The 26,577-nt window shown below is 67.8% G+C and carries 28 protein-coding genes; 13 read left to right on the plus strand and 15 right to left on the minus strand.

Annotated elements, in window-relative coordinates:
* Window positions 1-255: 255 nt before the first annotated feature.
* On the minus strand, window positions 256-906 hold the full coding sequence (locus tag HWX03_RS25075) for a glycine zipper 2TM domain-containing protein (RefSeq protein ID WP_174432884.1): 651 nt from the start codon (window positions 904-906) through the stop codon (window positions 256-258).
* 465 nt (window positions 907-1,371) lie between these two features.
* Here HWX03_RS25075 and HWX03_RS25080 point away from each other — a divergent pair, with 465 nt between their 5' ends.
* The 3 genes from HWX03_RS25080 (at window position 1,372) to HWX03_RS25090 (ending at window position 4,355) form a co-directional block, all read left to right on the plus strand.
* Window positions 1,372-2,571: an amidohydrolase family protein gene (locus HWX03_RS25080; protein WP_175873063.1), complete on the plus strand. Its 1,200-nt coding sequence runs from the start codon at window positions 1,372-1,374 to the stop codon at window positions 2,569-2,571.
* Window positions 2,572-2,638: 67 nt separating this feature from the next.
* Window positions 2,639-3,823: an amidohydrolase family protein gene (locus HWX03_RS25085; RefSeq protein ID WP_175873064.1), complete on the plus strand. Its 1,185-nt coding sequence runs from the start codon at window positions 2,639-2,641 to the stop codon at window positions 3,821-3,823.
* Window positions 3,824-3,878: 55 nt separating this feature from the next.
* Window positions 3,879-4,355, plus strand: a complete 477-nt coding sequence (locus tag HWX03_RS25090; RefSeq protein ID WP_175873065.1) for a nuclear transport factor 2 family protein — start codon at window positions 3,879-3,881, stop codon at window positions 4,353-4,355.
* Window positions 4,356-4,407: 52 nt separating this feature from the next.
* Here HWX03_RS25090 and HWX03_RS25095 read toward each other — a convergent pair whose 3' ends face one another.
* Window positions 4,408-5,271 carry a LysR family transcriptional regulator gene (locus HWX03_RS25095; RefSeq protein ID WP_174432880.1) on the minus strand — a complete coding sequence of 288 codons (864 nt, stop codon included), beginning with the start codon at window positions 5,269-5,271 and terminating at the stop codon, window positions 4,408-4,410.
* Window positions 5,272-5,457: 186 nt separating this feature from the next.
* Between HWX03_RS25095 and HWX03_RS25100 the strand changes: the two genes are divergently transcribed.
* Entirely contained in the window at window positions 5,458-6,132 is a 675-nt protein-coding gene (locus tag HWX03_RS25100; protein ID WP_175873066.1) for an ankyrin repeat domain-containing protein, read from the plus strand.
* A 28-nt stretch (window positions 6,133-6,160) separates the two neighbouring features.
* Here HWX03_RS25100 and HWX03_RS25105 read toward each other — a convergent pair whose 3' ends face one another.
* Window positions 6,161-6,640 (minus strand): helix-turn-helix domain-containing protein, encoded by a 480-nt coding sequence (locus HWX03_RS25105; RefSeq protein ID WP_175873067.1) that lies wholly within the window; start codon window positions 6,638-6,640, stop codon window positions 6,161-6,163.
* Between the two features lie 469 nt (window positions 6,641-7,109).
* Between HWX03_RS25105 and HWX03_RS25110 the strand changes: the two genes are divergently transcribed.
* Both HWX03_RS25110 and HWX03_RS25115 read left to right on the plus strand, forming a co-directional pair.
* Complete coding sequence (locus HWX03_RS25110) at window positions 7,110-7,910, plus strand: ABC transporter substrate-binding protein (protein ID WP_175873068.1); 801 nt, start codon at window positions 7,110-7,112, stop codon at window positions 7,908-7,910.
* A 31-nt stretch (window positions 7,911-7,941) separates the two neighbouring features.
* The gene (locus HWX03_RS25115; protein WP_175873069.1) at window positions 7,942-8,790 is read left to right on the plus strand and encodes a phytanoyl-CoA dioxygenase family protein; all 849 of its coding nucleotides are present in this window, start codon (window positions 7,942-7,944) and stop codon (window positions 8,788-8,790) included.
* A 77-nt stretch (window positions 8,791-8,867) separates the two neighbouring features.
* Here the strand turns inward: HWX03_RS25115 and hutC are convergent, their stop codons facing one another.
* Window positions 8,868-9,605 (minus strand): histidine utilization repressor, encoded by a 738-nt coding sequence (gene hutC, locus HWX03_RS25120; RefSeq protein WP_174390610.1) that lies wholly within the window; start codon window positions 9,603-9,605, stop codon window positions 8,868-8,870.
* 31 nt (window positions 9,606-9,636) lie between these two features.
* A complete protein-coding gene (locus HWX03_RS25125; RefSeq protein ID WP_174390609.1) occupies window positions 9,637-10,179 on the minus strand; it encodes an XRE family transcriptional regulator in 543 nt (180 codons plus the stop codon).
* Between the two features lie 133 nt (window positions 10,180-10,312).
* On the opposite strand from HWX03_RS25125, the gene HWX03_RS25130 reads away from it, so the two are divergent.
* From HWX03_RS25130 to HWX03_RS25140, 3 genes are read left to right on the plus strand one after another with little or no spacing between them, the layout of a single operon-like run.
* The gene (locus HWX03_RS25130) at window positions 10,313-11,095 is read left to right on the plus strand and encodes an aldolase (RefSeq protein WP_174390608.1); all 783 of its coding nucleotides are present in this window, start codon (window positions 10,313-10,315) and stop codon (window positions 11,093-11,095) included.
* A 50-nt stretch (window positions 11,096-11,145) separates the two neighbouring features.
* Window positions 11,146-12,042: a dihydrodipicolinate synthase family protein gene (locus HWX03_RS25135; protein WP_175873070.1), complete on the plus strand. Its 897-nt coding sequence runs from the start codon at window positions 11,146-11,148 to the stop codon at window positions 12,040-12,042.
* The gene (locus tag HWX03_RS25140; RefSeq protein WP_175873071.1) at window positions 12,039-12,743 is read left to right on the plus strand and encodes an MOSC domain-containing protein; all 705 of its coding nucleotides are present in this window, start codon (window positions 12,039-12,041) and stop codon (window positions 12,741-12,743) included. The genes HWX03_RS25135 and HWX03_RS25140 overlap by 4 nt, the downstream gene beginning before the upstream one ends.
* Window positions 12,744-12,760: 17 nt before the next feature.
* On the opposite strand, the gene HWX03_RS25145 is transcribed toward HWX03_RS25140, so the two are convergent.
* Window positions 12,761-13,522, minus strand: coding sequence for an SDR family oxidoreductase (locus HWX03_RS25145; protein ID WP_175873072.1), 762 nt, complete (start codon window positions 13,520-13,522; stop codon window positions 12,761-12,763).
* A 409-nt stretch (window positions 13,523-13,931) separates the two neighbouring features.
* Here HWX03_RS25145 and HWX03_RS25150 point away from each other — a divergent pair, with 409 nt between their 5' ends.
* Window positions 13,932-14,642: a YceH family protein gene (locus HWX03_RS25150; protein WP_175873073.1), complete on the plus strand. Its 711-nt coding sequence runs from the start codon at window positions 13,932-13,934 to the stop codon at window positions 14,640-14,642.
* Window positions 14,643-14,685: 43 nt separating this feature from the next.
* On the opposite strand, the gene HWX03_RS25155 is transcribed toward HWX03_RS25150, so the two are convergent.
* Both HWX03_RS25155 and HWX03_RS25160 read right to left on the minus strand, forming a co-directional pair.
* A complete protein-coding gene (locus HWX03_RS25155; protein WP_244132763.1) occupies window positions 14,686-15,924 on the minus strand; it encodes a hypothetical protein in 1,239 nt (412 codons plus the stop codon).
* An 82-nt stretch (window positions 15,925-16,006) separates the two neighbouring features.
* On the minus strand, window positions 16,007-16,561 hold the full coding sequence (locus HWX03_RS25160; RefSeq protein ID WP_175873075.1) for a hypothetical protein: 555 nt from the start codon (window positions 16,559-16,561) through the stop codon (window positions 16,007-16,009).
* A 403-nt stretch (window positions 16,562-16,964) separates the two neighbouring features.
* On the opposite strand from HWX03_RS25160, the gene HWX03_RS25165 reads away from it, so the two are divergent.
* The 3 genes from HWX03_RS25165 to HWX03_RS25175 all read left to right on the plus strand — a co-directional run bounded on the left by HWX03_RS25165 (window position 16,965) and on the right by HWX03_RS25175 (window position 20,448).
* The gene (locus HWX03_RS25165) at window positions 16,965-18,281 is read left to right on the plus strand and encodes a lipase family protein (protein WP_175873076.1); all 1,317 of its coding nucleotides are present in this window, start codon (window positions 16,965-16,967) and stop codon (window positions 18,279-18,281) included.
* A 193-nt stretch (window positions 18,282-18,474) separates the two neighbouring features.
* A complete protein-coding gene (locus HWX03_RS25170; protein ID WP_217445751.1) occupies window positions 18,475-19,605 on the plus strand; it encodes a 3-deoxy-7-phosphoheptulonate synthase in 1,131 nt (376 codons plus the stop codon).
* A 414-nt stretch (window positions 19,606-20,019) separates the two neighbouring features.
* Window positions 20,020-20,448 (plus strand): PRC-barrel domain-containing protein, encoded by a 429-nt coding sequence (locus tag HWX03_RS25175; RefSeq protein ID WP_175873077.1) that lies wholly within the window; start codon window positions 20,020-20,022, stop codon window positions 20,446-20,448.
* A gap of 61 nt (window positions 20,449-20,509) precedes the next feature.
* Here HWX03_RS25175 and HWX03_RS25180 read toward each other — a convergent pair whose 3' ends face one another.
* The 7 genes from HWX03_RS25180 to dapF all read right to left on the minus strand — a co-directional run bounded on the left by HWX03_RS25180 (window position 20,510) and on the right by dapF (window position 25,963).
* Window positions 20,510-21,025, minus strand: a complete 516-nt coding sequence (locus HWX03_RS25180; RefSeq protein ID WP_175873078.1) for an Ohr family peroxiredoxin — start codon at window positions 21,023-21,025, stop codon at window positions 20,510-20,512.
* 23 nt (window positions 21,026-21,048) lie between these two features.
* Window positions 21,049-21,804 (minus strand): SDR family oxidoreductase, encoded by a 756-nt coding sequence (locus HWX03_RS25185; RefSeq protein ID WP_175873079.1) that lies wholly within the window; start codon window positions 21,802-21,804, stop codon window positions 21,049-21,051.
* Window positions 21,805-22,009: 205 nt separating this feature from the next.
* The gene (locus HWX03_RS25190; RefSeq protein WP_175873080.1) at window positions 22,010-23,014 is read right to left on the minus strand and encodes a LysR family transcriptional regulator; all 1,005 of its coding nucleotides are present in this window, start codon (window positions 23,012-23,014) and stop codon (window positions 22,010-22,012) included.
* Between the two features lie 110 nt (window positions 23,015-23,124).
* Complete coding sequence (locus HWX03_RS25195; RefSeq protein WP_175873081.1) at window positions 23,125-23,529, minus strand: cupin domain-containing protein; 405 nt, start codon at window positions 23,527-23,529, stop codon at window positions 23,125-23,127.
* A 63-nt stretch (window positions 23,530-23,592) separates the two neighbouring features.
* Complete coding sequence (locus HWX03_RS25200) at window positions 23,593-24,072, minus strand: carboxymuconolactone decarboxylase family protein (RefSeq protein ID WP_175873082.1); 480 nt, start codon at window positions 24,070-24,072, stop codon at window positions 23,593-23,595.
* Window positions 24,073-24,263: 191 nt separating this feature from the next.
* A complete protein-coding gene (locus tag HWX03_RS25205) occupies window positions 24,264-25,148 on the minus strand; it encodes an RNA polymerase sigma-70 factor (protein WP_175873083.1) in 885 nt (294 codons plus the stop codon).
* Complete coding sequence (gene dapF / locus HWX03_RS25210) at window positions 25,148-25,963, minus strand: diaminopimelate epimerase (RefSeq protein ID WP_175873084.1); 816 nt, start codon at window positions 25,961-25,963, stop codon at window positions 25,148-25,150. The genes HWX03_RS25205 and dapF overlap by 1 nt, the downstream gene beginning before the upstream one ends.
* Window positions 25,964-26,577 lie beyond the last annotated feature (614 nt).

Consider the following 26,577-nt stretch of genomic DNA (forward strand, 5'->3'; position numbering starts at 1 on the left):
CGGTTGAGGGGCATGCATGCCGGCGCGCGCCGCTGCTGCGGTCGCGGGATGCATCGGCCTTATCCTAATAGGAATCCGGATGTCGCGGGGCGCTGCCCGGTGCGGGCACGATCGTGAACGGAGAAGACAGTGATGGCGGCGGGTCGTGCCCCCGTCAACGAGGGCGCGCCAAGCGCGTGTGCCGTCGCGTCGAACCGGTACCCGACGTCGAATGCTCGACGTGCGCGCGATCCGCTCACGCGCACGCAACGGGAATCAATAGCGCGACAGTTGATTGCCGTTGATCTGCACGCGGTCGCCCGGACGCAGGTTGCCCGGCGACTGCACGTCGAACGAGCGCATCGAGCCGTCGCTGACCTGCACGTCGACCCGGTAGCTGCTGGGGCCTTGCGCGGCGCCCATTTGCTGGCCGATCTGGTTGCCCGCCACCGCACCGCCGAGCGCGCCGATCACCGTCGCCGCATCGCGGCCATGACCGCGGCCGAACTGGTTGCCCACCAGGCCGCCGACCAGCGCACCGACGACGGTGCCGGCGACCCCCGACGGAGCGACCGAGCCGTTGACCGGCTGGATGTTCGTGACGGTGCCGTATTGCGCGCCGTACGGGTTCGCGTATTGCTGTTGCTGATTGCCGTACTGGTCATACGGCTGCGAGCCGTATTGCGACGGGTTGCCGTATTGATCGTACGGTTGCGGCGCCTGGTTCGGATACGCCGGTTGCTGCTGCACGTAGCCCGGTTGCGAATACGCGGGCTGCGCATAGCCGGGCGTCGCGTATTGCTGCTGCTGCGGATAGCCCGGCTGCGCGCCGTAGTAGCCGGGCGCGACGCAGGCGGTGAGCGGAAGCGCCGCCACGGCGACGAGCGAGGCGAACAGAACGGTCTTCGTGGAAGGCATGCGCATCATGATGTTTCCTGCATCGGCAACGTGTCCGCCGATGGATTCCCGACACGGGTGGCGAACTCGGCGTGAGTATAAGGAATGGGTGGATGCGCGTCCGGTGCGGCCGGGTAACAACGTGTAAAGTCTGTTGCCGCGTAAATCGCCGGTCGGGCGGGGTGTCGACGCCCCGGCCGGCAACGGCGCGACGCGGCTTCCCGGCGGCCGCGTGCCGGCGACACGGCCGATGCGCTGCCAGCGACATTTCAGCCTTTTCCACGTCGATCGCGCCCCGCCGTCGCGCCCGGCCCGGCGGGCCTGCACGCCGCACATCGCGAAATCGAATGCGCGGCATCGCGACATTTAATTGGCCTCGCGCAGCGGCGTCCGATATCGTGGCCGGATTCCCTGCCAACGGTCGCGCCGCGCCGGCCGCGGTTCCTTCCCCTGTCCGCGCGGGTGTCGCGCCGCGACCGCCCCACATTCCAAGCCATGACCGAACGACTCTTCATCAACGCCGTCGACGCCGGCGGCCAGCCCGTCAACCTCGTCGTCCGTGACGGCCGCTTCGCCGCGATCGGCGCCGATTGCGCAGCCGCGCCGGGCGCGGAGACGATCGACCTCGACGGCCGCGTCGTGCTGCCCGGTTTCGTCGACGGCCATATCCATCTCGACAAGAGCTTCGTCGGCGATCGCTGGGTGCCGCACGAACCGGTCGGCTCGCTGCGCGAGCGGCTCGCGGTCGAGAAGCGCCAGCTCGCGGCCGCGCCGCCGATCGTCGAGCGTGCGAACGCGCTGATCGCGCAGGCAGCCGCGTTCGGCACGATCGCGATGCGCAGCCACGTCGACGTCGATGCGACGACGGGCCTGTCGAACCTGCAGGCCGTGATGGCCGCGCGCGAACAATGGCGCGGGATCGTCGACATCGAACTGGTCGCGTTTCCGCAGGCCGGCGTGATCACGTGCCCGGGCACCGCCGAGATACTCGATGCAGCCGTGCGCGAAGGCGCGGACGTGATCGGCGGGATCGACCCGACGACGCTCGACGGCGACGCGGACGGCCAACTCGGCATCGTGTTCGGCATCGCCGAGAAGCGCGCCGCGAAAATCGACATCCACCTGCACGAGCCGGGCGAAACGGGCATCGCGCAACTGCGGCGGATCGCGGCGCGCACGCGCGCGGCCGGGCTCGGCGGGCGCGTGAACGTGAGCCATGCGTACGCGCTCGGCCAGGTGAGCGACGACGACGTGCAGCGCACCGCCGCGGCTTTGGCCGAAGCCGGCGTATCGATCCTGACGAATGCGCCGGGCGACTGCGCGTTCCCGCCGGTGCAACGGCTGCGCGACGCGGGCGTGCACGTATTCGCGGGCAACGACAACATCCGCGACGCGTGGTGGCCGTACGGCAACGGCGACATGCTGCAGCGCGCGATGATGGTCGGCTACCGGTCGGGCTTCTACACCGACGAAGCGCTCGGCATCGCACTCGACATGGCGACGTACGCCGGCGCACGCGCAATCGGCAAGGAGAACTACGGAATTGCGGTCGGCTGCGACGCGAGTTTCGTCGCGGTGCGCGCGCCGAATGCGGCGGCGGCCGTCGCGGGCGTACCGGCCGAACGCTGGGTATTCCGCCGCGGCGAAAGCGATACGGGCGCACCGTTCGCGCCGTCGCTGCGCTTTACGCGCTGACCCACCCGACCGGCGGCACGGCACGCGCCGTGCCCGCCTGGCTCTGACCGACCCGACCGGAACCGACATGACGAACCTGCTGATCCGCAATGTCCGCACGAACGCCGACGCTGCGCTCGATATCCTGATCGAAGGCGATCGCATCGCGCGCGTCGGCCCGTCGCTCGACGCGCCCGCCGGCTGCGCGATCGAGGACGGCGCGGGCGCGTTGGCGCTGCCCGGCCTCGTCGAAGGCCACACGCACCTCGACAAGACCCACTGGGGGATGCCGTGGTATCGCAACCAGGTCGGGCCGCGCCTCGTCGACCGCATCGAGAACGAACGCCGCTATCGCGCGACGAGCGGCCATGACGCGGGCGCCGCATCGCTCGCGCTGGCGCGTGCCTTCCTCGCGGCCGGCACGACGCGCATCCGCACGCACGTCGACGTCGATACCGAAGCCGGGCTGCGCCATCTGCACGGCGTGCTGGCCACGCGCGAGACGCTGCGCGGGCAGGTCGAGATCCAGATCGTCGCGTTTCCGCAATCGGGCGTGCTCAAGCGGCCGGGCACCGATGCGCTGTTGTCCGACGCGCTCGACGCCGGCGCCGACCTGCTCGGCGGGCTCGATCCGTGCGCGATCGAAGGCGATCCGGTCGAGGCGGTGGACGTGCTGTTCGCGATCGCCGAACGCCACGGCCGCGGGCTCGACATCCATCTGCACGAGCGCGGATCGATGGGCGCGTACTCGCTCGACCTGATCCTGCAGCGCACCGCGGCGCACGGCATGCAGGGGAAGGTCACGATCAGCCATGGTTTCTGTCTTGGCGATATCGCCGAACGCGAGCGCGATGCGCTGCTCGCGCGGATGGCCGCGCTAGGCGTCGCGATCGTCACGACCGCGCCGGCGGCGGTGCCGGTGCCGTCGGTGGTTGCGTGCCGTGCGGCGGGCGTGACCGTGATCGGCGGTAACGACGGCGTGCGCGACACGTGGACGCCGTACGGCTCGCCCGACATGCTCGAACGCGCGATGCTGATCGGCATGCGCAACGATTTCCGCCGCGACGATGCGCTCGAGGTCGCGCTCGACTGCGTGACGCACGGCGCGGCGCGCGGCTGCGGTTTCGCGGATTACGGGCTGCAGCCGGGCCGCCGCGCGGACGTCGTGCTCGTCGATGCGTCGACGTTCGCCGAGGCCGTCGTCGCGCGGCCGCTGCGGCGTCTCGTCGTGTCGACCGGGAAGATCGTCGCGCGCAACGGCACGCTGGTCTGAGCGTCGCGTCGCCCCGGTATGATCCGGTTTTCAGCCGGATTTCCGGGAGACGACGATGCGACGCATGACCGCGGCACGGGCCGCAACACGAGGGATGGCGGCAGCCCTGTTCGCCGTGACCGCCGCGCCTGCGGTGGCGGCCGGCCCGGCCGACGCGCAGCAGGAAGCCAACCGGCGCGCGGTGCTCGCGTTCTACGAGAAAGGGCTGAACGAGAAGGATGCGGACGCCGCGCTCGCGTATGTCGGCGATCGCTACGTGCAGCACAACCCGAACGCGGCCGACGGCCGCGAAGGGTTCCGCAAGTTCGTCGCGTTCCTGCGCGACAAATATCCGCAGTCGCACAGCGAGATCAAACGCGCGTTCGTCGACGGCGACTTCGTGATCCTGCACGTGCACGCGGTGCGAGAACCCGGCACGCGCGGCAGCGCGATCATGGACATCTTCCGGCTCGAGCACGGCAAGATCGTCGAACACTGGGACGTCAACCAGCCGGTGCCCGAGCAGGCGGCGAACGGCAATACGATGTTCTGAGGCGTGCGGGGCGTAGCGCCCGAGTACCGCTCCCGAATGCAATCCGCTTCGCCTACCGCCCTTCGAGTTCCAGCATCGCCGCGAGCGTTTTCGTCAGCGCGCTGACCATCGGGTCGGCGGTCGGCCGGTGCAGGATCGCGATGTCCATGTGCTCGATCGGTGCGAAACCCTGCTTCGCGGTCAGCACGGTGTGCTCGTCCGTCACCACGCGCGCGGGCAGCACGCTGATGCCGAGCCCGTCCGCGACGGCCGCCTGGATCCCGCTCAGGCTCGACGTCGTGAAGCTGATCCGCCAGCGGCGGCCGCGCTCCTCGATCGCCTTGATCATGTCGTCGCGGTAGAGCCCGCGCGGCGGGAACACGACGATCGGCACCGGGTCGAGATCGATCGACGGATGCTTCGCGCTGTCGATCCAGCGCAGCTTCTCCGGCCAGCGCACGACGGCCTCGCGGCTGTCGCGCCGCTGCTTGATCAGCACGAGGTCGAGTTCGCCGCGATCGTACGCGGCGCTGATGTCGCGGCTCAGCCCGCACGTCACTTCGAGCTTCACCTGCGGATGCTCGCGCTTGAATGCCGCGAGCGCGTGCGTCGTGCGGCCCGCCGCGAAATCGTCGGGCACGCCGAGCCGGATCGTCAGCGCGACCGTCGCGCCCGACAGCGCCTCCAGCATCTCGTCGTTCAGCGCGAGCATGCGCCGCGCATAGCTGAGCACCGTCACGCCCGCGTCGGTCGGCCGCACGTCGCGCGCGCCGCGATCGAGCAGGCGGTGGCCGGCGATTTCCTCGAGCCGGCGCACCTTCTGGCTGACCGTCGACTGCGTCGAATGCAGGCGCGCGGAGGCCGTCGTGAAACTGCCGCAGTCGGCCACCATCACCAGCGCGCGCAGCAGGTCGATGTCGAACAGGGGTCTATTCATTTTTGCACTTCTGTGGATTCGAACATTTCATTTCCAAATGCGTGCGACGACTTTTAACATGGCCGGACGCCGTGGGCAATCGCGGTTTCGCCGGACCCGGCGCGGCGTTTCGCGGCGCCTTCGAAGCGCCTGACGCATCGTATCGGCCGCGCATCGGCGAGCGCGGGCACGCCGGGAGGAAACCGGATGTTTTTCAAACGGATCGCGATCATCGGCTCGTTTGCATTGACCACGCTCACGTCGGCCGTGGCCGCCGCCGATGGCGGCGCGCTGGAAGGCCGGCTGCGCGGCGCGGCCGACCGCGGCGACGCGGGCGAAGTGCGCACGCTGCTCGAGCGCGGCGCGCAGATCGATTCGCGCGACGGGCAGGGCCGCACGGCGTTGCTGATCGCGACGCACGGCAATCATGTCGAGGCGGCGCACGTGCTGATCGAGGCGGGCGCGGACGTCAACGCGAAGGATGCGATCCAGGACAGCCCGTATCTGTATGCCGGTGCGCGCGGCTATCTCGACATCCTGCGGATGACGCTCGCGCACGGCGCCGACCTGCGCAGCACGAACCGGTATCGCGGCACCGCGCTGATTCCGGCGGCGGAGCGCGGGCATGTCGATACGGTGCGCACGCTGATCGATGCGGGTGTGAACGTCGACCACGTGAACCGCCTCGGCTGGACCGCGCTGCTGGAGGCGATCATGCTCGGCGACGGCAGCGAGCGGTACGTGCGGATCGTGCAGTTGCTCGTCGACGGGCACGCGAACGTCGATCTGGCCGACTCGAACGGCGTGACGCCGCTGCAGCATGCGCGGCAGCGGGGGTATGGGGCGATCGAGCGGGTGTTGGTGGCGGCGGGGGCGCGGTAGGTTCAGCGGTGGCAGGAAGGTGCTGCGGTCAGACCCAGACTTTCCGATAGAGATGAAGCGCCTGCGACCATGCGGCAAGGTTTTTCCAGATGGATCGCAGCGGGGTGCCAGAGCGTTCCGCAGCTTCCTCGGCCGCCTTGACTACGACGGGGAGCGGCACCTCGTCGAGGATGGCGGCGAATTGCGACTCATATCCCGCAGGGATTTTCCCCGTGGCCAATGCGTCGATCAGTCGACGCTCGGTCAATTCACCCTTGTAGCTGACGTTCGCACTCACGACGGCCTTGTAGAGGCCCCTTTGAGCGGGCCGCGCATGGGTCACGAGCTCGATGCCGAGCAACGCAAGCAACGGAATCAGCTTGTTGATGCCGAGATCGTTGAGTTTCCCCGTTTCGAGCTGGTTGACGGTGAGGCGAGACAGCCCGGCGAGCCTGGCAAGTTGAGCCTGGGTGAGATCGAGCTCAGCTCTCCGCTTTGCCACGGCCTGACCGATTTCATTGAGTTGCATACGGGTCCCCCGGCGCGGATTCAGCAACCCATGAATGTAAGGTATATCTTGCATCGTCGAACGCGTGATCGCGTTCGAGCGATTTGCCGTGCGGTATAGGGTGCACTGCCGATACCGCTGAAACATATCGGTAAAAGCGCCATGTCGATTGCCTGTATAGACATCGCCGTTTCGCGAATATTCGGGGAAACACGCTCTGTGGCGGATGTGCATCGCGCAGGGTAAACCCCCTTAATTCCCCGATTATTGGCCGAAAATCAAGCGCTGTGCCAAGCTTCCAGCTCCTGTCCGCCTTTACCCTTTCCTGTTCTTGCGTTCCCCCGCTTGCACTCAAAAATCTAGCAGTCTAGACTGCATCGCAGTTTCATCGAAGTCCCTCGTCTTTCGCGCCCCGCGCCGGCATTCCCGTCGCAGCGCCTCCTCCGGACGCCGGCGTCGCCCGCCGCGTCGAGACTTTCAAGGACAAGCCATGAACCGCACTGCCAAGCTCCTCGTCACCGCGCTGGTGTTCGCGCCGCTCGCATCGTTCGCGCAGGACACGGCGACGATCCGCTGGGGTATCGATCCCACCTATCCGCCGTTCGAGGCGAAGCAGCCCGACGGCTCGCTCGCCGGCTTCGACATCGACCTGCGCAATGCGATCTGCGAGCAACTGCATGCGAAGTGCGTGTGGGTCGAGCAGGGTTTCGACGGCATGATCCCGGCGCTGCGCGCGCGCAAGTTCGACGTGATCATGTCCGCGATGACGGCCACCGACGAGCGGCTCAAGCAGATCGACTTCTCGAACAAGCTGTATGCGTCGCCGGGCGCGCTCGTCGCGCCGGTCGGCTCGACGCTGCTGCCGAACGCCGCGTCGCTCGCCGGCAAGCGCGTCGGGATCGACCAGGGCACGACGCAGGAGGCGTACGCGAAGGCCGAATGGGCGACCAAAGGCGTGACGATCGTCTCGTACCAGAACCAGGACCAGGTGTATCAGGATCTCGTCAACGGCCGCCTCGACGCGACCTTCCAGGACAAGACGCAGGCCGGCTACTCGTTCCTGAAGACGCCGCGCGGCAAGGGCTACGCGTTCGCGGGCCCGGACGTGACCGACGTGCGGATCACCGGCTACGGCGTCGCGATGGGCATCCGCAAGGGCGACGCCGACATGAAGAAGCGGCTGAACGACGCGATCGTCGCGATCCGCGCGAACGGCACGTACCAGAAGATCGCCGCGAAATACTTCGACTTCGACATCTACGGCGCAAAGCAACTGACTTCGGCGCCGTGACCCCGTGACTCATTCGATCGACAGGCACACCATGACGAGTATCCAGCAGCGCGTCACGCAAGCCGTGACGCCCGAACTGATCGCCGCGTTCCGCGAGGAAGGCGCGGTCTGCATCAAGGGCATCTTTTCGCCCGACGAAGTGGCCGCGCTGCGGGCCGGCATCGACGCGAACCTCGCGCAGCCGAGCGAACGCGCGAAAGTCGCGAGCCGGCCCGACGATCCGGGCTGGTTCTTCGAGGATTTCTGCAACTGGCAGCACAACGACGCGTATCGCGACTTCATCGTGCGCTCGCCGGCGCCGTCGGTCGCCGCCGCGCTGATGGGCACGGACCACGTGCGGCTGCATCACGACCATCTGCTCGTGAAGGAGCCCGGCACGCGGCAGCGCACGCCGTGGCACCAGGACCAGCCGTACTACGACATCGAAGGCGACGACAACGTCAGCATGTGGATTCCGGTCGATCCGGTGCCGCTCGAATCGACGCTGGAATTCGTCGCGGGCTCGCATCGCGGGCCGTGGCTGATGCCGCGCACGTTCATGGACAAGGAGGCGAAGTGGTTTCCGGAAGGCAGCCTCGCCGACCTGCCCGACATCGAAGCCGACCGCGCGGCCTTCCCGATCCGCCACTGGGCGCTCGAGCCCGGCGACATGGTGTGCTTCCGGATGCTGACGCTGCACGCGTCGGGCGGCACGCAGAACCGCCGGCGCGCGTTCTCGATCCGCTTCGTCGGCGACGATATCCGCCACGCGCCGCGCCGCTGGAAAACGTCACCCGATTTCCCCGGGCTCGCGGAGCAACTGCCGGAAGGCGCGCCGCTCGATCACCCGCTGTTTCCGGTCGTGTGGTCGCGCGACGCGGGGCAGGTTGGCGCGATCTGACCCGGCGTAATGAATGAACACGGCGGCCGTTTCATGACGAAACGGCCGCCGTGCGTTTCGGGGCGTGCGACGAAGGATCAGGTCGGATGGCGCCCCGCGCCCGGCTTGAAGCGCGAGCCGAGCCGGTAGCGGTTGCCCGGATGCAGGAAGTGCACGAACGTGACGGGCAGCCCGTCCGTCCACGTGCGGCGCGTGAGCGTGAGGCACGGCTCGTCGGCGCGCATGTCGAGCAGCCGCGCCTGCTCGCCGGTCGGCAGCGAGGCGTCGACGACGTGCTCGATTTCCAGTTCGTAGTGCGACACGTTGTTGTACAGGTACTCGGACGGCGGCTCGGTCTGGAAATCCTGATCGATGAAGCCGGGCGCGGCGGCCGGGTTCACGTAGCGATCCTCGAGCTGGATCGGGCGGCCGTTTTCCTCGTGCACGCACACCACGTGAAAGACCGGCGTGTTGACCGGCAGGCCGAACGCGGCCGCGACGTCGAACGACGCAGGCTCGCGCGACTGGCTGAGCACGCGGCAGCGGTATTCGTGCCCGCGCGCGCGAATCTCGTCGCGGATATGCGCGATCATCAGCAGATTCGACTGCGGCTTCACCTCGGCGACGAAGGTGCCGACGCCCGCGATGCGCTTCAGCACGCCTTCCTCGGTCAGCTCGCGCAGCGCGCGGTTGACCGTCATGCGCGCGACGCCGAACTGCGCGGCGAGGTCGAGCTCGGACGGAATGCGGTCGCCGGGGCGCCAGTCGCCGGACTCGACGTTCTGGCGAACGAGCGTCTTGATCTGCTGGAACGGTGCGGTGGCCTTGGTGACCATCGGAAGATCCTTGCGCGAAGAAGTGACGAGGCTAGTCGTCGTGGCTGACGATGACCAGGATCTCCGCCTGCGCGGTGCCGAGGCTGCGCGTGCGGTGCGGGATGAGTGCGTTGAAATAGACTGAATCGCCGGCCCTGAGTTGCACTGTCTCGTTCGGAAATTCGATTTCGACGCGCCCCTTGTGCACGAACAGGAATTCCTCGCCTTCGTGCTCGCGGAACGTCGACGCGACGAATTCGTGCGGCGGATGCACGACGAAGGGCAGCATCTTCTTCGGCGCGACGCCGGCCGCGATGCTCTCGAAGCGGTGCGCGTGGCTGTCGGCCGCCGCACCCATCGCGGTGCGCTCGCCGGCGCGCGTGACCGCGATCAGCTCGCGGTTGTGGCTTTCCGAGAACAGTTGCTCGACGTCGACGTTCAGCGCCTTCGACAGCTTCAGCGCGACCGCGATCGACGGCACGCTCAGGCCGCGCTCGACCTTCGACAGGTAGCTCTTCGTGAGGCCGGTCTCGTCGGCCAGCACGTCGAGCGTCCAGCCTTTCTGTTTTCTCAGCAGCTTCAGGCGAATCGTCATGGGGCGCCAGGTGTCCTTCGAAAAACCGATTGTAATGCATGACACAAAGTGTCATTAAGTGTATTGTGTGTCACGTGCGCCGGGGAAACGGCTGCGGACGGCGCGGCAGACCCGGTTCAATCAGGAGGCGAACATGGCGGAAACGCTGAATTTGACGAAGGAAGCGCTGGTCGCGCTGGCGGAGCGGCGCCTTGAAAACGCAGTGGGCGACAGCGGCTGGTCCGCGCGGCAAAAGCTCGCGCTGACGTGCCGGATCCTGTTCGACGCCGGCCACGACTCGGGCCTGGCCGGGCAGATCACCTGCCGCGCGGACGCGGCCGGCACGTACTACACGCAGCGGCTCGGGCTCGGCTTCGACGAGATCTCGGCCGCGAACCTGCTGCGCGTCAACGAGGATCTCGACGTCGTCGATGGCGAAGGCATTCCGAACCCGGCCAACCGGTTCCATACGTGGATCTATCGCGAGCGCCCGGACGTGAACTGCATCATCCATACGCATCCGGCACATGTCGCGGCGCTGTCGATGCTCGAGCAGCCGCTCGTCGTGTCGCACATGGACATCTGCCCGCTGTACGACGATTGCGCGTTCCTGAAGGACTGGCCGGGCGTGCCGGTCGGCAACGAGGAGGGCGAGATCATCTCGAAGGCGCTGGGCAGCAAGCGCGCGATCCTGCTCGCGCATCACGGCCAGCTCGTGGTCGGCAAGACGATCGAGGAGGCGTGCATCCTCGCGCTGCTGATCGAACGCGCGGCGAAACTGCAACTGCTCGCGATGTCGGCCGGCGAGATCAGGCCGGTGCCGCCGGCGCTCGCGCGCGAAGCGCACGACTGGATCTCGAAGCCGAAGCGCGATGCGGTGACGTTCGACTACTACGCGCGCCGCGCGTTGCGTACGCATCAGGACTGCGTCGCGTGAATCGGTGCAGCGTTTCCATCTCGTCAGACAATCATTGAGGAATACCAATCGTGTCCATCCTGCTGAAAGGCATCATTGCCTATCCGGTCACGCCGTTCTCCGCCGACGGCGGCGTCGACCTGAAAGCGCTCGATGCGCTGATCGAACGCCTGATCGCCGACGGCGTTCACGCGATCGCGCCGCTGGGCAGTACCGGCGAAAGCGCGTACCTGTCCGACGCCGAATGGGAGGCCGTCGCTACCGCGTCGATTCGCGCGGTGCGCCGGCGCGTGCCGACCGTCGTCGGGATTTCCGATCTCACCACGGCGGGCGCGGTGCGTCGTGCCCGCTTCGCCGAGCAGGCCGGCGCCGATGCGGTGATGGTGCTGCCGGTGTCGTACTGGAAGCTCGGCAATGACGAGATCGTCGCGCACTACCGCGCGATCGGCGATGCGATCGGCATCCCGATCATGCTGTACAACAACCCGGCGACGAGCGGCGTCGACATGTCGCCCGACCTGATCGCGACGATCTGCCGGACCGTCGACAACGTGACGATGGTCAAGGAGAGCACCGGCGACATCGGCCGGATGCAGCGGCTCGCGCAATTGAGCGACGGGACGATCCCGTTCTACAACGGCAGCAATCCGATGGCGCTCGCCGCGCTGGCCGCGGGCGCGGCTGGATGGTGCACGGCCGCACCGAACCTGAATGCCGCGTTGCCGCTCGCGTTGTTCGATGCGATGCGCACCGGCGACCTCGCGCGCGCCAGGTCGGTCTTTCACGCGCAGTTGCCGTTGCTGCAGTTCATCGTCGACGGCGGGTTGCCGGTGACCGTGAAGGCCGGGCTGAGGTTGCGCGGCTTCGACGCCGGCGAACCGAGGCGGCCGCTGCTGCCGCTCGGCGAGGCACGCACGCGAGAACTCGAGCGCCTGCTCGCGGCGCTGCCGGACGGTGTGGCGGCATGAGCGATGACGCACGGCCGGCGATCGCGGCCGCCGTCGGCGCGGTGCGGATCGGCGCGAGCCGGCCGCTCGCCGGCACGTCGCACGCGAGCGCGATCGACAAGCAGCCGGTGGAGGCGCGCCTGTGGCTGGGCGCGCTCGGCTTTGCCGGCGACGAGCAGGCCGATGCGCGGCATCACGGCGGCCCCGACAAGGCCGTTCACCACTATGCGCACGATCACTATGCGTGGTGGGCCGGGCAGATCGGCGCGCGCGACGTGCTCGCCCGGCCGGGCGCGTTCGGCGAGAACCTGTCGACGCGCGGCATCACCGAGCACGACGTGTGCCTCGGCGACGTGTTCACGCTGGGCGGCGCGCTGCTTCAGGTCTCGCAGTCGCGGCAGCCGTGCTGGAAGCTCAACGCGCGGTTCGATCATCCGCGGATGGCGGCGCTCGTGCAGCAAAGCGGCCGGACCGGCTGGTACTACCGCGTGCTGCAGGAAGGCTGGGTGGGGGCGGGCGATGTGCTCGCGCTGCATGAGCGCCGCTACCCGCAATGGCCGCTGTCGACGGTGCTCGACGTGCTGTATCGACGCACGCTCGACATGGCCGCGCTCGATGCGCTGTGCGACGTGCCGCTGCTGCCGCCCGGCTGGCGCAAGATGCTCGAAAAGCGCCGGACGGAACGGCAGGTCGAAGACTGGACGAAGCGGCTCGAAGGATGACGGGCCGCGTCCGACGCTTACTTCGTCGGCAGGTTGCGCACGTCGGCCGTCGGCTCGGTGCCGAATGCGTCGCTCAGCGCATAGCCGATCAGCTGTCGGGCAGTCGCCTCGGGCGTGGCGAGCGCGCCGCTCGATTTCAACTCGTCGAATTTCTCGCGCATCGGGAAATTGTCTTCGCCGGTCGCGCGGATCGTGGCCTGCATGCCCGTGTCGACGACACCCGGCGCGACGCTGCAGATGCGCAGCGCGCCGTTCGCGTCGAGCGCGACCGCGCGCGCATGGTGATCGAGCGCGGCCTTGGTCGCGCAGTAGATGCTCCAGCCCGCATACGGGTTGCGGGCCGCGCCGCTCGACAGGTGCACGATCCGGCATTCGGTCGCGGCCGACGCGGCTTGCGCGAGCGCGGCCGACAGCATCAGCGGCGCGGCGACGTTCAGGCCGACCGCGCGGGCGACGATCGTCGGGTCCTGCGTGGCGAGCGGGCCGATCGGATCGACGATGCCCGCGTTGTTGAACAGCAGCACGAGCGACGCGCCGTCGACGAAGCGGCGCAGCGTGTCGCCGGCCAGCCAGGTCGCGACGGCCGTGGAGTCCGACAGGTCGAGTTCGACTTCGGCGAAGCGCTCGCCGGCCTGCGACGCGAGCGACGGATGACGGCTGCGCGACACGCCGAGCACGGTAATGCCTTCCTGCAGCAGTTGTTCGGCGAGCGCCGCGCCGACGCCGCGGGTGTGTCCGGTGACGATGGCGCGCACGTGTGCGGAAGAAGATGCAGTCATGGTGGTGAACCGGTGAGGGGTGAACGGATTTGACGAGCGGCGCGCACGCACGGCGGCAGCGCATTCAACGCGGGTGATGCGTGGTATCGGCGTGCGAAGCCGATACCACGCGGCGCCGCTGATATCGGGATGAACGTATATCGTAGCGCCAGCATGCGCATCGCGCAAACGCCGGGGCGTGCGTGAAGGATGAATCGGTGGCGCTGCGCACCTGCATCGCCGCGCGGCATCGCATGCTATCGCGCACGCCGCTACGTCGGACGAAAGCCCGCTGCGGCAAGTGCGCACGCTGCTGCGGCGAGCGGCGCCGGGCCGCGCGTCGCAAGCTATCATATGGCTCGCCCGTGCGCGATGCCGGACGGGCCCGCGACCGTTTCCCCTTCACCTGCTGTACGCTGTGACGCCACTCATGAACACCACGCCGGATACGCCCACGCCCCGCGCCCTTCGCGAACTCACGCCCCTCGAGGCCCGCATTCTCGGCGTGCTCGTCGAGAAGCAGCACACGGTGCCGGATACCTACCCGCTGTCGCTGAACGCGCTGACCTCGGGCTGCAACCAGAAAACCGCGCGCTCGCCGGTGATGAACGTCAGCGAGGACGAAGTCACGACCGCGCTCGACGGGCTGAAGCACCTGAGCCTCGTGATGGAAGGCAGCAGCAGCCGCGTGCCGCGTTTCGAGCACAACATGAACCGCGTGCTCGGCATCCCGAGCCAGGCGATCGCGCTGCTGACGATCCTGTTGCTGCGCGGCCCGCAGACGGCCGCCGAGCTGCGCCTGAACAGCGCACGCCTGCACGGCTTCGCGGACATCTCGTCAGTGGAGGCGTTCCTCGACGAACTCGCGGCGCGCGCGCAGCCGCTCGTCGTCCGGCTGCCGCGTGCACCGGGCGCGCGTGAGAACCGCTGGATGCACCTGATGTGCGGCGAAGTGAACATGGCCGACTTCGCGAGCGCGGATGCCGGCGGCGGCGCGGATTCGGTGCCGCCTTCCGAATTCGAAGCGCTGAAGGCCGAACAGAAACGCCTCGCGGACGAAGTGGCGCGCCTGAATGCGCTGGTTCAGCGGATGGCGAGCGAACTCGGCATCGACGTCGACGCGCCGGGCGACGCGGGCTGATCGCCTTCTGATGCAATGACGGCGGGGCTCGCGCGCCGCCGCATTACTTCAGCTTGACGCCCGGCACGAGGTAACGCGCACCGCCCGGTCTCAGGATCGGCGCGAGCGCGGCAAACGGCGCGGCGAGCTGCGGCCCAAGGCAGGCGCCCGCCGCGTGGCCGATCCCGGATACGACGAACGACAGCTTGCCGGGTGCATCGAGTTCGAACGCCAGATACTGCGGGAACACGTCGGCGCACGACAGCGAATCGCCGTCGCCGCTCGTCGGCTGCTTGCCCGGTGCGGCTCCGTCGCGCAGCCGCGCAATGAATTTCACCATCGCGGCGCTCGTTGCCGATTCACGGTCTTCCGCCGGCGCAGCCGCGTCGATCACGCGATTCCAGTCGAGGTACGCCCCGCGCAGCAGGTCGAATGTGACCGGATCGTAGTGATTGTCCGGGTGCGCGCCGCCGCAGAACGTGCTGCCTGCTTCCACGATGCCCAGCGCCGCGCGCGACAGCCATGTGACCGTCACGTGTTCGTCATCGTAGTCGCCGAGTGTCCCTGCTGCCGGCTCGTCGCTGGTATAGCGCGTGGACGCGCATTCGAGCGCGCCGAGATTCATCTGCCAGTGCCGCTGTTCCAGCAGATAGTTGATGTGCGCCATCGTGGCCGGATCGGGGTGGCGGCTCAGCCTCGGATATGCGAGCACCGTGCGCGGGTCGCGCCACATCCGGTACGCAACCGTGCCGTCGCCGATTTCGGGGCCGATCGGTTGCGCGTGCCCGGCAAGCTTCAACGTGGCATAAGGCGCGTGCTGCATGTCGATGTCCGCGCTGCGCGCGATGGCGCTGCCGACACCGCCCGCCACGCGCGCGGTGATCGCTTCGACGGAGCCGGGCGCGACCGCGTCGGGATCGTATGCAGCCACGCGGCGCAACGCGAAGGGGCGCGTCTTGCCCGAGCGCGCATCGGTCCAGCGGCCGCGATAGCCGTCCTTGTCCCGCGTGCCCTGCCAGGTGGCCGCCATATGATCGAAATCGGCCTGCCCGCGGTATTTCGAAGCGTTGCGCACATCGTCCGGCAATTGCGTGCGCACGAGCGGCTCAACGAGTTGTGCAGGCTTGCCTCGCAGCGGAATATCGACGCCGAACTGCGCATAGAAATAGCGACCCGAGATCGTGCCGTCCGGGGCGGGGCGATCGTCGAGCTCCATCACGACGGCGCCTGCGCCTTGCAGCGTTCCCTCGTAGACCGTGCGCGGTGCGGCATCCGCGAAGCCCGCGTGCAGTGCGATCAGCATGCACGCGCTTCGGATCAACGGGCGCGTCAACGACGATGACAGGATGGTTTTCATCAAGGTGCGTGAACGATAAAGATGCATATCAACCGACACTGATCCGCGTCGCACCCGCATCGACGAGCCGGAACAGCAGATCCTCGACGGCCGTCTCCGGCGCGGAGCCGAGATCCGCGTGGATGCGCCAGCCCTGTTCCGTGCGAACCGGTTCCGACAGGTAATGAACGATGCCGTGCAGCCCGTCTTCGGCCGGCGTGTTCTCGTCGTCCCCGTCGAACCACGCAAGAAACCACGTCTTGAAGGCGTCGTTCGCGGTGCTTTCGTCGAGACCGTCGGCCTCGACCGCGGCCCAGTCCCACACGAACGGGCGGATCGACACGGCCGCCGTTTCGAGCTCGAACGCGAACGGTTCGAAATCCAGCTGCGTGGTCGAATCGACCATCGCCGGCTGGCCGGCCGCCTCGCCTTCGGTGGCGATGGTGTCGGCGCGGCACGGCAGCGCGAGCGGACCTTCGGTGGCCAGCGTGCCGTCGGCTTTCCGGTAGGCCGGTTCGACGACGGCTGCCGGTTGCGAGGCCGCTTTCGCGAGCAGATCGGCATAGGGTTGGCGGATGGCGTTGAGCAGGTCGGATACGGTCATCGTGGCGTGTCGGTTGGGCAGGAAACGATCGGTCACAGGCAAGCGGCGCGCGGAGCGACCGGCGTTGCACGACGGGCCGCTTCGGTACCGGACAGCCGTGATCGTACGGTACTTCGCTCGAACGCGAACACTCGGCCGAACGGCCGGGCCGCTGGCGTCGCGTGGCAGCCGGTTTAGGCGTTTACCTTCAAACAACCGCAAACGCGCCTCGAACGCATGCGCGTTGTGCTTCAATGAATCCGGTTTGCAGTCCTACTAAATTACAGAATCTGAAAAAACCGGATCGTTCATTTACAGGAGACAGTCGATGGCACCGAAACGCTTTTGAAGCGGCAATCGAGAGGGTCTGCCACACCGCCGAATTTCCTTCGCTGAAAGCAGGTTATCCCAGGGGCCTCCACCCATGTCCTCCAGACATTTCATGATTGCCGCGGCCGCGGTGTCGGCCGCACTGGCCGTCTCCGCACCGCCGGCCGGCGCCGCCGCACCGGCCGTCTCCGATCCGTTCTACACGTACACCGGCCCGACGCCGCTGGCATCGGTTCCACCGGGCACCGTGATCAAGACGCGCAACGTTACCTATCACGTGGCTGGCATTCCGACCGCGGTGACCGCGCAGCAGCTGCTGTATCGCACCAACAACGCGCTGAACCAGCCGGTCGTCAACGTGACGTCGGTGATCCGTAGCCCGGTCAGCAACGGCCAGGCCATCTCGTACCAGTCGGCCTACGATTCGCTGAACCCGTACGACGAACCGTCACAGGTGATCGCCGGCGACCGCGACGTGACCAAGGTGATCAACGTCGGCACGTTGCTGTACAGCGCGGAATCGATTCCGCTGTCGACGCTGCTGCTGCTCGGCTACAACATCATCGTGCCCGATACCGAAGGCCAGACGGCCGATTTCGCGGCCGGCCCCGAATACGGGATGACGACGCTCGATTCGATTCGCGCGGCGCTGAATACGCCGTCGACCGGGCTGAATCCGTCGAGCAAGGTCGCGATGATCGGCTATTCCGGCGGCGCGATCGCAACGAACTGGGCCGCGCAACTCGCGCCGAGCTACGCGCCCGACGTCAACCAGCAGCTCGTCGGCGCGGCGGAGGGCGGCGTGCTGGTCGATCCGGCGCACAACCTGCGTTATGTCGACGGCAGCATCGTGTGGGGCGGAGTCGCCGCGGCCGCGCTGGCCGGCTTGTCGCGCGGCTATGGTTTCGACCTGACGCCGTACCTCAGCGAGACGGGCGTCGCGGTGTTCAAGGACATCCAGAACCAGTCGCTCGCGTACATCCTGCCGAAGTACACGGGACTGCATTGGGGCACGCTGTTCAAGCCGCAATACGCGAACGACATCAACGGCATTCCGGTGTACGTGACGTATGCGAACAAGGTAAATGCGGGGCTGGCCGCGTCGCCGACGATCCCGATGTTCATCGGCCAGGGCACCGCGGGCGCGCTGGACGGCACCTTCAGCAGCCAGGTGGGCGACGGCGTGATGCTGGCGTACGACGTGCGCGCGCTGGCGCAGAAGTTCTGCGCCAGCGGCACGCCGGTCACGTACACCGAATATCCGCTCGAACACGCGGGCGCGATCGTGCCATGGGTGGCCGGCATGCTGCCGTGGCTCTACGACCGCTTCAACGGCAAAGCCGCGCCGAACAATTGCTGGCTGACGTCGCTGCTGCCGAGCAATTCGCTCGCGCCCGAGACGCTGCACTAGCCTCTGCCGCGCAACGTGGCAAACGGTCGGACGACCCTTTGGAGGGTCGCCTTTTTTGCCCCGTTTCGACGTCGGGCGCGTGACTGCGGCGGCCGCCGCCCGCGTTCCCTCGCCGTAACCCGCCGCCACCTTCTCCGGGTGCCATAATCGAGCCTGCCCATCATTCCAGACAGACGTCCCCCGGAGAATCACCATGCAGAACCTCGACAATCCTTCCCACGATCGCGAGGTAGGCAGCGCCGACGCGACGCAGGACACCACGCGCATCGACGACGTCCGCATCGGCGCCGTGCGTCCGCTGATTTCGCCGGCGCTGCTGCTCGACGAACTGCCGGTGCCGGCCGCCACGCAGACGCTCGTCGAGGACACGCGCCGCGCGATCGGCGACATCCTGCACGGCCGCGACGACCGGCTGCTGCTCGTCGTCGGCCCGTGCTCGATTCACGATCACGACCAGGCGCTCGATTACGCGCGCCGCCTGAAGGCCGCCGCCGACGCGTTGAAGGACGACCTGCTGATCACGATGCGCGTGTACTTCGAGAAGCCGCGCACGACGGTCGGCTGGAAGGGCTACATCAACGATCCGCGCCTCGACGGCAGCTTCCGCATCAACGAAGGGCTGCGCGCCGCGCGGCAACTGCTGCTCGACATCAACGCGCTCGGCCTGCCGGCGTCGACCGAATTCCTCGATCTGCTGAGCCCGCAGTACATCGCCGACCTGATCGCGTGGGGCGCGATCGGTGCGCGCACGACCGAGAGCCAGAGCCATCGCCAGCTCGCGTCGGGCCTGAGCTGCCCGATCGGCTTCAAGAACGGCACCGACGGCGGCGTGCAGGTCGCGTCGGACGCGATCGTCGCCGCGGCCGCGAGCCATGCGTTCATGGGGATGACGAAGATGGGGATGGCCGCGATCTTCGAGACGCGCGGCAACGACGACGCGCACGTGATCCTGCGCGGCGGCAAGAACGGCCCGAACTACGATGCCGAGCATGTCGAAGCGAGCTGCGCGGTGCTGCGCAAGGCCGGCTTGCGCGAGCAGGTGATGGTCGACTGCTCGCATGCGAACTCGAACAAGTCGCACGAGCGGCAGATCGAAGTGGCGCAGGATCTCGCCCGGCAACTGTCGCAGGGCGAGCATCGGATCGTCGGCGTGATGGTGGAGAGCCATCTCGAAGCGGGGCGTCAGGATCTGAAGCCGGGCGTGCCGCTGCAATACGGCGTGTCGATTACCGATGCGTGCCTGAGCTGGACGCAGACGGAGCCGGTGCTCGACGTGTTGGCAGAGGCGGTGCGGCATCGCAGGGTGTATTCGCGGAATGCGTGACGCAGCGTGGCGGCGCGGCATCCGCCGCATGGTTCGATGCGCCGCGAAGATCGGGGGCTCGTCTGTGAGGTTGTCCTGATCGACAGGCCGCGGCGCCATTTTTTTGCGCCGCGCGCCTCATCTGTCTGCACGATCATTGATCCTGATCCGGCTCGCCCCGCCTGCCGTATCGCATCTTGAACGCACGATCCGGCGAATGCCGCTACCATGAAGGACGTGTTGCTCGCCGCGGCCCGGCCATGCCGGTCCGCCACGCACACACGCCGTGGCGGCGCGGCCGGCCGCCACGCGACCGAGGAAGCGCGGGGCGGCCATCCGCGGGGCGGCCATCCGCGGGGCGCTCACCGATCAGCCGTTGCGCCCGCGTCGCTTCGCTCCCGGAATCAACAACAACCGAACCGGAGTGCATTCCACATGAAGTTCTACAAGACCCTCATCGCAGCAACCGTCCTCGCCTCGAGCGTCAGCGCGCACGCGCAGATCGCGGGCGCGCAGCCGATCAGCGTGACCGTCGAGCAATCGCAGGCGCTGCTCGAAGGCTGGAGCGTGAAGAAGAGCGTGCTCGGCAAGACCGTGTACAACGACGAGAACCAGAAAGTCGGCAAGGTACGCGACCTGATCGTCGCGCCGGACGGCTCGGTGTCGGCCGCGATCGTGTCGGCCGGCGGCTTCCTCGGCGTGGCCGCGCACGACGTCGCGGTGCCGATCGCGTCGCTCGACGTGCGTAACGGCAACATCTACCTGCCGGGTGCGACCAAGGAAGCGCTGAAGGCCACGCCGGCGTTCCAGTACGCGAAGGTGCCGTCGCCGCCGAAGCCGAAGAAAATCGACGAAAAGCACTGATCCGTCGTATCGATGCGGCGCCCGTTGCGCGATGCGGCGGGCGCCGCATTTTCATTTTCGCTCAACGCTTCGATGTCTCGTCCGCTGGCGCAAGCGCCACGACGTGGCTGATCCCCTCGTGCGCCATCTTCGTATACGGGCTGAAACGCTCCGTATTGCGAACGAGCTCTTCCGCCACCGCGCGTTCGACGCCCGGCAGCCGCACGCGAATGTTCGCGTTTAGCATGAACAGCCCGTCCACCGGATCGCGGCAGAAGTCGATCGATGCGGACACCGATGCGCCGGCGATCGACACGCCCGCCCGTGCAGCCAGCAGGCTCAGCGCACCGTGAAAGCACGCCGCATAGCTGGCGGCGAACAACTGCTCCGGGTTCGGGCCGTCGCCGGGGCCGCCGAGCGCGGACGGCAGGCGCAACTCGACATCCAGGCGCCCGTCGTCGGAACGCGCGACGCCCGATGCGCGGCCGTGCTCGGCCGCCCCGCCCGTGACGGTCACCGTCGTCGAGTACAGCGTCTGCGGTTCCCGTCCGCGATACCGGTCGAGCAGCGACAGCGGCGGTGGGCGCAGCGGCATCATGGTGTGCGATCCGGCGGCGGCGTTCAGCGCGCGAGCGCGTTCTGGCGGAACCACGCGTCGAAGGTCGTCGCGCCGAGGCGTGCACCTGGCGCCGGCACGAGCGTGTCGTCCTGCAGCACCGCGCCGAAGTAGTCGGCGCCCGCATCGCGCGTCACCGTGCGCGCGTCGTGCGTGGCCGACAGGAAACGCTCGACCAGATCGGCGATCCGCACGCGCTCGGGGCCGCCGATTTCGGCGATGCCGTTGCGCGGCGCGTCGAGCGCGAAGTCGGTCACGGCGGCCGCGACGTCGTCGGAGGCGATCGGCTGGAAGTGCGCGGTGGTCAACCGGACCGTGTCGCCTTGCGCGCCAGCCTGCGCGATCGCCCCGACGAATTCGAAGAACTGCGTCGAACGCACGATCGTGTACGGCACGCCTGCTTCGCGGATCAGGTTTTCCTGGATGATCTTGCCGCGGAAATACGCGCTCTGCTGCAGCCGGTCGGTGCCGACCACCGACAGCGCGACGTGATGGCGCACGCCGGCCGCGCGCTCCGCGGCGAACAGGTTGCGCCCCGACGCCTCGAAGAATGCCTTCACGGCCGCTTCCTCGAACGACGGCGAATTCGCGAGATCGACGACGACCTCCGCGCCGGCGAGCGCGTCGTCCAGTCCCGCGCCCGTGATCGTATCGACGCCGGTCGACGGTGCGGCCGCCACCGCGTCGTGGCCGCGTGCGATCAGGTTCCTGACGACCTTGCTGCCGATGAGGCCGGTACCACCAATCACGACGATTTTCACGATTGCTCTCCTTGAACGGGCGCGCGACATGCGCGCCGCTTGAACCTGCCGAACCCGGCGCTCATCGCGCTCGCGCGATCGGGCCGGGACCTTGCCGAACGGCGCACCGACGTATTCGCGTGCCTGTCGAACAGCCCGCATCGTAGGCATGCGCCGCGCGATCCGGTAGGGGCCTGCAAGCCCTCACCATGTTGCTGCGAATGCATCAATCGATCGTCTCCAGCGGCGCCATCGTCGTCATCGTGGTCAGGCACTGCAGGTCGCGCGCCCGCGTCTGTTCGATCATGTAGTCGATGAACACGCGGATGCGCGTGGGCAGGTGCTTGCGGCTCAGGTAGCAGAGATAGTGGCCGCCGTCGTCCGGCGCATGCTGGCCGAGACAGCTCACCAGCCGGCCGTCGGCGAGCAGGTCGCACACCTGGTACGCGGGCAGTTGCGCGATGCCGAGCCCGTCGAGCGCCGCGCGCACGACGAGGTCGATGTCGTTGAACGTGTGATGCGCGGCGAGCTGGCGCTGCTGCGTCACCCCGTCGATCCTGAATTCCCATTCCGTCACGCGGCCCGACGCGGTGCACAGGTTGATGCAGCGATGCTGCGCGAGGTCGTCGGCGTGGCGCGGCAAGCCGTGCCGGTGCGCGTACGACGGCGACGCACAGACGATCATCTGCATCGGAATCAGCCGGCGCGCGACGATCGCGCTGTCTTCCATGCGGCCGTCGCGAAACGCGACGTCGATGCGGTCGGCGGAGAAATCGGCGGGCCGGTCGTTCAACAGCAGGTCGAGCGTGATGTCCGGATACTGCGCATGGAAATCGTGCAGCAGCGGCGCGATGACCTTGCGGCCGAAGCCCGGCGTCGAACCGATGCGCAGGTGCCCGCTCGGCGGCCCGCTGCGCAGCTCGCGCATGTCCTCGAGCGCCTGCGCCAGATGTTCGATGCCGGGCCGGCAGTTTTCGTAGAAGAGCTCGCCTTCGCGCGTCAGCGACATGCTGCGTGTGGTGCGCTGGAACAGGCGTGCGTCGAGCCGGTCTTCGAGCCGCTGCACGTGGCGGCTGACCGACGAGCGGCCGACGCCGAGGCGATCGGCGGCGCGCGCGAAGCTGCCCTCGGTGACGACGGCCAGAAAGGTGACCACGCAGGCGTAGCAGGTCGAGAAACTGCGCGCGAATGGATCGTCGGCGTCGGGGCGGCGAATGGAGGTGTCGGGCATGGAGGCGCTGGAATCGTGGTGTCCGTATGCGACTAGACGTTTCAGCGCTGCCGCCTGTGACACCGCCCGCCGCATTTTTTTCAAAAAGGGCGCAGCGGCGTGCGAGCCGGCTATTTTTCCGGCACGAGCACGGGCGCGCCCTTGTCCTTCAACAGCAGCACGATGAACTTCGCGGGCCGGGTCCGGCTCGCGTTGCGTCCGACCGTGTGCAGGTCGTTCTGGCCCTCGTAGAAGGTCTCGCCCGGTTTCAGCGTGACGGGCTCGCCGCCCTTCACCTGCATCACGATCGAACCTTCGACGACATAGACGAACGCGTCGGCGTGGTGGCGGTGGACCGGGTCGACCGCGCCGGGCGGATACTCGACCGAGATCATCTGCGCTTCCTTGCCTGGGTATGCGTCGAGCGGCCTGGTCATCAGCGGCGTGACGATGGCCGAGGGCGCCGCGCGAACGGCGCCGGTCGCGGCGCCCGCGACGACGAGCGCGGACGCGATCACGTGTTTCATGCGAATCATGGTGGTGGCTTCCGGTGGGCTGCCGGCCGACGGCCGGCAGCGAGAGAGGGCGGTGGACGGCCGTCAGGCGAGGTTCGCCTTGTCGAGGCCGAACGCCTTGTCGGACGAGCCCGGCACGGTGCGGAACGCGACATTCGCGCGGTTCCAGCCGTTGATTGCCATCACTTCGAACGTCAGGTCCGACAATTCCTTTTCGGAGAGCTGGCCGCGCGCGCGGTCGTAGAGATCGTCCGGCACGCCGTGCGCGGACAGTGTCGTCAGCGCTTCGGTCCATGCGAGCGCGGCCCGCTCGCGCGGCGAGAAGAGCGTCGATTCGCGCCACGTCGCCAGATGGTGCAGGCGCAGCTCGCGCTCGCCGTGGATGCGCGCTTCCTTCACGTGCATGTCGACGCAGAACGCGCAGCCGTTGATCTGGGACGCCCGGACGGACACGAGATCCCGGATCGATTCCTCGATCGCGCTGCTGCGCAGCTGGTTGCTGAGTTCGAGGAATTTCCTGAACAGCTCGGGCGACTGTTGAATGTAGTTGATACGCTGCGTCATGATTTCTCCTGGCGACGAAGAGGCTGGCCCGCGCTGCGCGGGTGTCGTGGGCGGCAGGGCGCCGCGCGAAATCATCTTAGGAGTGTGCACCCGTGCGCGGTAGCCACGCACAGGGACGCATCGTGTTGCACGCGCTGCACCAATCCGCGCTCGACGGCGAGCGCGGCCGGCGCCGGCGCGCGCTGCACGCGTCAGCCGGCGGCGCTGGCGGCCGCGATGCGCGCGAGCTTGTCGGGGTTGCGCTGCACGAGAATCCGGCCGATGCGCGTGCCGTCGGTCTCGAACGACATCGCCGCTTCGAGTTGCCCGCCGATGAAGCGCAGCATCGCCCACTGGCCGTTCAGCACGACCGGCCGCATCTCGACGCCGCTGCCGCAGCGCAACCACGTCGCATAGAACAGTTGAGCAATCCGCCGGCCGCCGAGCATCGGTTTCGGGAAGCTCTGGACGTGGCCGCCGCCGTCGCCGATCAGCATCGCGTCTTCGGCGAGCAGCGCCTGGATCGACGGGAAGTCGCCTTGCGCGAGCGCCTGCGTGAACCTCTGCAGCAGCCGGCGATGCGTTTCGTGCGGCACCGCATGCCGCGGCAGGGTATCGTCGCGCAGCCGCGCCCGAGCCCGGCTGACGAGCTGCCGGCACGCGGCTTCGGTCTTGCCGATCGCGTCGGCGATCCGGTCGTAGTCGAACTCGAAGATTTCATGCAGCAGGAACGCCGCGCGCGCTTCCGGCGTCAGCCGTTCGAGCAACAGCAGGTACGCAACCGACACGTCGTTCGCGCGCTCCGTCATTTCCTCGGGCGTCGCGGGCGATTCGCCGAGCTCCGGTTCGGGCAGCCAGATACCCGTGTAGTGCTCGCGCCGGAGCTTCGCCGCGCGCAGGCGATCGATCGACGTCCGCGTCGTGACCGCGACGAGCCACGCCTCGGTGTTCTCGATGCGGTCGCGCGCCGCGTCGTGCCAGCGCAGCCACACGTCCTGCACGATGTCCTCGGCATCCGCGACGGAGCCGAGCATCCGGTACGCGATCTTCTGCAGGCGCGGGCGCAGCGCGTGGAAGGTTCGGGCGTCGTCGGTCATCACAGCCACACTCCGCTGAACCCGAACGTCACGGGCCCGCTCAGGAACACGCTGCCGGCGCCGTCCCAGCGAACGGTGACGTCGCCGCCGTCGCATGTCACCCGCACGGTATCGTCGAGCAGCCCGCGCCGGATGCCGTTGACCACCGCGCCGCACGAACACGAGCCGGAGCCGAGCGGCACGCCGCCGCCGCGTTCCCAGATGCGCAGGCGAATGTGCGTGCGATCGATGACCTGAACGAAATGGACGTTGGTCTTCAGCGGAAACAGCGGATGCGCTTCGATGGCCGGGCCGAGCGCTTCGATGTCGAGCGCGGCGACATCGTCGACGAAGAACGTGCAGTGGGGATTGCCCATGCTGCATGCGGCCGGCGCGCCGGGCAGCGGCAGCGCGAGCGTGTCGACGGCTTCGGTGACCGGCACGTCCTGCCAGCCGAGCCGCGGCGCGCCCATTTCGACTTCGATCAGCCCGTCCGCCTTCTGCGCACAGTGCAGGCGCCCGCGATTCGTGCGCAGCACGACCGACGCCGCGCCGGTTTCCCGCATCAGCTTCCACGCGACGCCGCGCGTCGCGCTGCCGCAGGTATCGAGCGCCGAGCCGTCGGGGTTCCAGAACGCGACGCGCGCGGCTGCGGCAGCGTCGGCGCCGTCCGAGATCACCGCGAGCTGGTTGAAGCCGATGCCGCGATGCCGGTCGCCCATGCGCCGCACGAGGTCGCGATCGAGGCGCTGCGCTGGAGCGTGTCCCTGACCGCGCAGGTCGACGATGACGAAGTCATCGCCATTCGCGTTCATCTTCTGAAATCCGATCGGCATGGCGGTTCCGGAATGGAGGCAGGTGAACACTGTACGGGGTGCGCGGGCCGCGATCAATGCCGTTCGGGCACGCGGCGGCGCCGGAAGATTCGATGCGCCCGATGTCCGGCGGGCTGTCCGATTGGCGGTCACGTCGTTGCATCGACGCCCCGGGTCCGCAAACACCATATTGTGGCGGCATGGCAAGACGCAAAGTCAGAACGATTTATGGGTGGTGCTGGAACCGCTGATTCCAGAGTTCACTCCATCGGCCAACCGAACCAACCGGCAAGGTTTGTCGCCTGCCCCATCATGCTCCTCTCTCGCACGTTGCTGGCCACGCCACATTCGGTGCGGAATTGTCGAGCACCGGTAGCACTGATCTCCTCGTATGGGGCAGCACGAACAAGGGTTTGACGTACATCAAGCGCGGGCTGTGGCCGGTTCCCACGGCCATCGCGATAGTTCGTTTCGGCACGCGTTACGAGCGACTCGTCGCTTCATGTCTGGCAATACGTATCCGATCTCGGTTGAGCCACATCAACTTGTCGACGTAAGCCAGCGATAGAGTGGAATCGCAGTATGGCGGACGTCTCGTTATGGGACCCCGGAATTGCGCGGGGAAGGGCGAACGG

It is taken from the genome of Burkholderia sp. BCC0397, assembly GCF_902832865.1.
In the GTDB taxonomy this organism is placed as follows: domain Bacteria; phylum Pseudomonadota; class Gammaproteobacteria; order Burkholderiales; family Burkholderiaceae; genus Burkholderia.

Coding starts and splice junctions, on each gene's coding strand:
- dapF (WP_175873084.1), bottom strand. CDS start 25,963: ATGCCGATCGGATTTCAGAAGATGAACGCGAATGGCGATGACTTCGTC.
- HWX03_RS25155 (WP_244132763.1), bottom strand. CDS start 15,924: ATGCTGATCGCACTGCACGCGGGCTTCGCGGATGCCGCACCGCGCACG.
- HWX03_RS25140 (WP_175873071.1), top strand. CDS start 12,039: ATGAGCGATGACGCACGGCCGGCGATCGCGGCCGCCGTCGGCGCGGTG.
- HWX03_RS25080 (WP_175873063.1), top strand. CDS start 1,372: ATGACCGAACGACTCTTCATCAACGCCGTCGACGCCGGCGGCCAGCCC.
- HWX03_RS25105 (WP_175873067.1), bottom strand. CDS start 6,640: ATGCAACTCAATGAAATCGGTCAGGCCGTGGCAAAGCGGAGAGCTGAG.
- HWX03_RS25160 (WP_175873075.1), bottom strand. CDS start 16,561: ATGACCGTATCCGACCTGCTCAACGCCATCCGCCAACCCTATGCCGAT.
- hutC (WP_174390610.1), bottom strand. CDS start 9,605: ATGGTCACCAAGGCCACCGCACCGTTCCAGCAGATCAAGACGCTCGTT.
- HWX03_RS25205 (WP_175873083.1), bottom strand. CDS start 25,148: ATGACCGACGACGCCCGAACCTTCCACGCGCTGCGCCCGCGCCTGCAG.
- HWX03_RS25190 (WP_175873080.1), bottom strand. CDS start 23,014: ATGCCCGACACCTCCATTCGCCGCCCCGACGCCGACGATCCATTCGCG.
- HWX03_RS25150 (WP_175873073.1), top strand. CDS start 13,932: ATGAACACCACGCCGGATACGCCCACGCCCCGCGCCCTTCGCGAACTC.
- HWX03_RS25175 (WP_175873077.1), top strand. CDS start 20,020: ATGAAGTTCTACAAGACCCTCATCGCAGCAACCGTCCTCGCCTCGAGC.
- HWX03_RS25180 (WP_175873078.1), bottom strand. CDS start 21,025: ATGATGCCGCTGCGCCCACCGCCGCTGTCGCTGCTCGACCGGTATCGC.
- HWX03_RS25195 (WP_175873081.1), bottom strand. CDS start 23,529: ATGATTCGCATGAAACACGTGATCGCGTCCGCGCTCGTCGTCGCGGGC.
- HWX03_RS25145 (WP_175873072.1), bottom strand. CDS start 13,522: ATGACTGCATCTTCTTCCGCACACGTGCGCGCCATCGTCACCGGACAC.
- HWX03_RS25115 (WP_175873069.1), top strand. CDS start 7,942: ATGACGAGTATCCAGCAGCGCGTCACGCAAGCCGTGACGCCCGAACTG.
- HWX03_RS25095 (WP_174432880.1), bottom strand. CDS start 5,271: ATGAATAGACCCCTGTTCGACATCGACCTGCTGCGCGCGCTGGTGATG.
- HWX03_RS25085 (WP_175873064.1), top strand. CDS start 2,639: ATGACGAACCTGCTGATCCGCAATGTCCGCACGAACGCCGACGCTGCG.
- HWX03_RS25075 (WP_174432884.1), bottom strand. CDS start 906: ATGATGCGCATGCCTTCCACGAAGACCGTTCTGTTCGCCTCGCTCGTC.
- HWX03_RS25130 (WP_174390608.1), top strand. CDS start 10,313: ATGGCGGAAACGCTGAATTTGACGAAGGAAGCGCTGGTCGCGCTGGCG.
- HWX03_RS25090 (WP_175873065.1), top strand. CDS start 3,879: ATGCGACGCATGACCGCGGCACGGGCCGCAACACGAGGGATGGCGGCA.
- HWX03_RS25170 (WP_217445751.1), top strand. CDS start 18,475: ATGCAGAACCTCGACAATCCTTCCCACGATCGCGAGGTAGGCAGCGCC.
- HWX03_RS25110 (WP_175873068.1), top strand. CDS start 7,110: ATGAACCGCACTGCCAAGCTCCTCGTCACCGCGCTGGTGTTCGCGCCG.
- HWX03_RS25165 (WP_175873076.1), top strand. CDS start 16,965: ATGTCCTCCAGACATTTCATGATTGCCGCGGCCGCGGTGTCGGCCGCA.
- HWX03_RS25100 (WP_175873066.1), top strand. CDS start 5,458: ATGTTTTTCAAACGGATCGCGATCATCGGCTCGTTTGCATTGACCACG.
- HWX03_RS25125 (WP_174390609.1), bottom strand. CDS start 10,179: ATGACGATTCGCCTGAAGCTGCTGAGAAAACAGAAAGGCTGGACGCTC.
- HWX03_RS25200 (WP_175873082.1), bottom strand. CDS start 24,072: ATGACGCAGCGTATCAACTACATTCAACAGTCGCCCGAGCTGTTCAGG.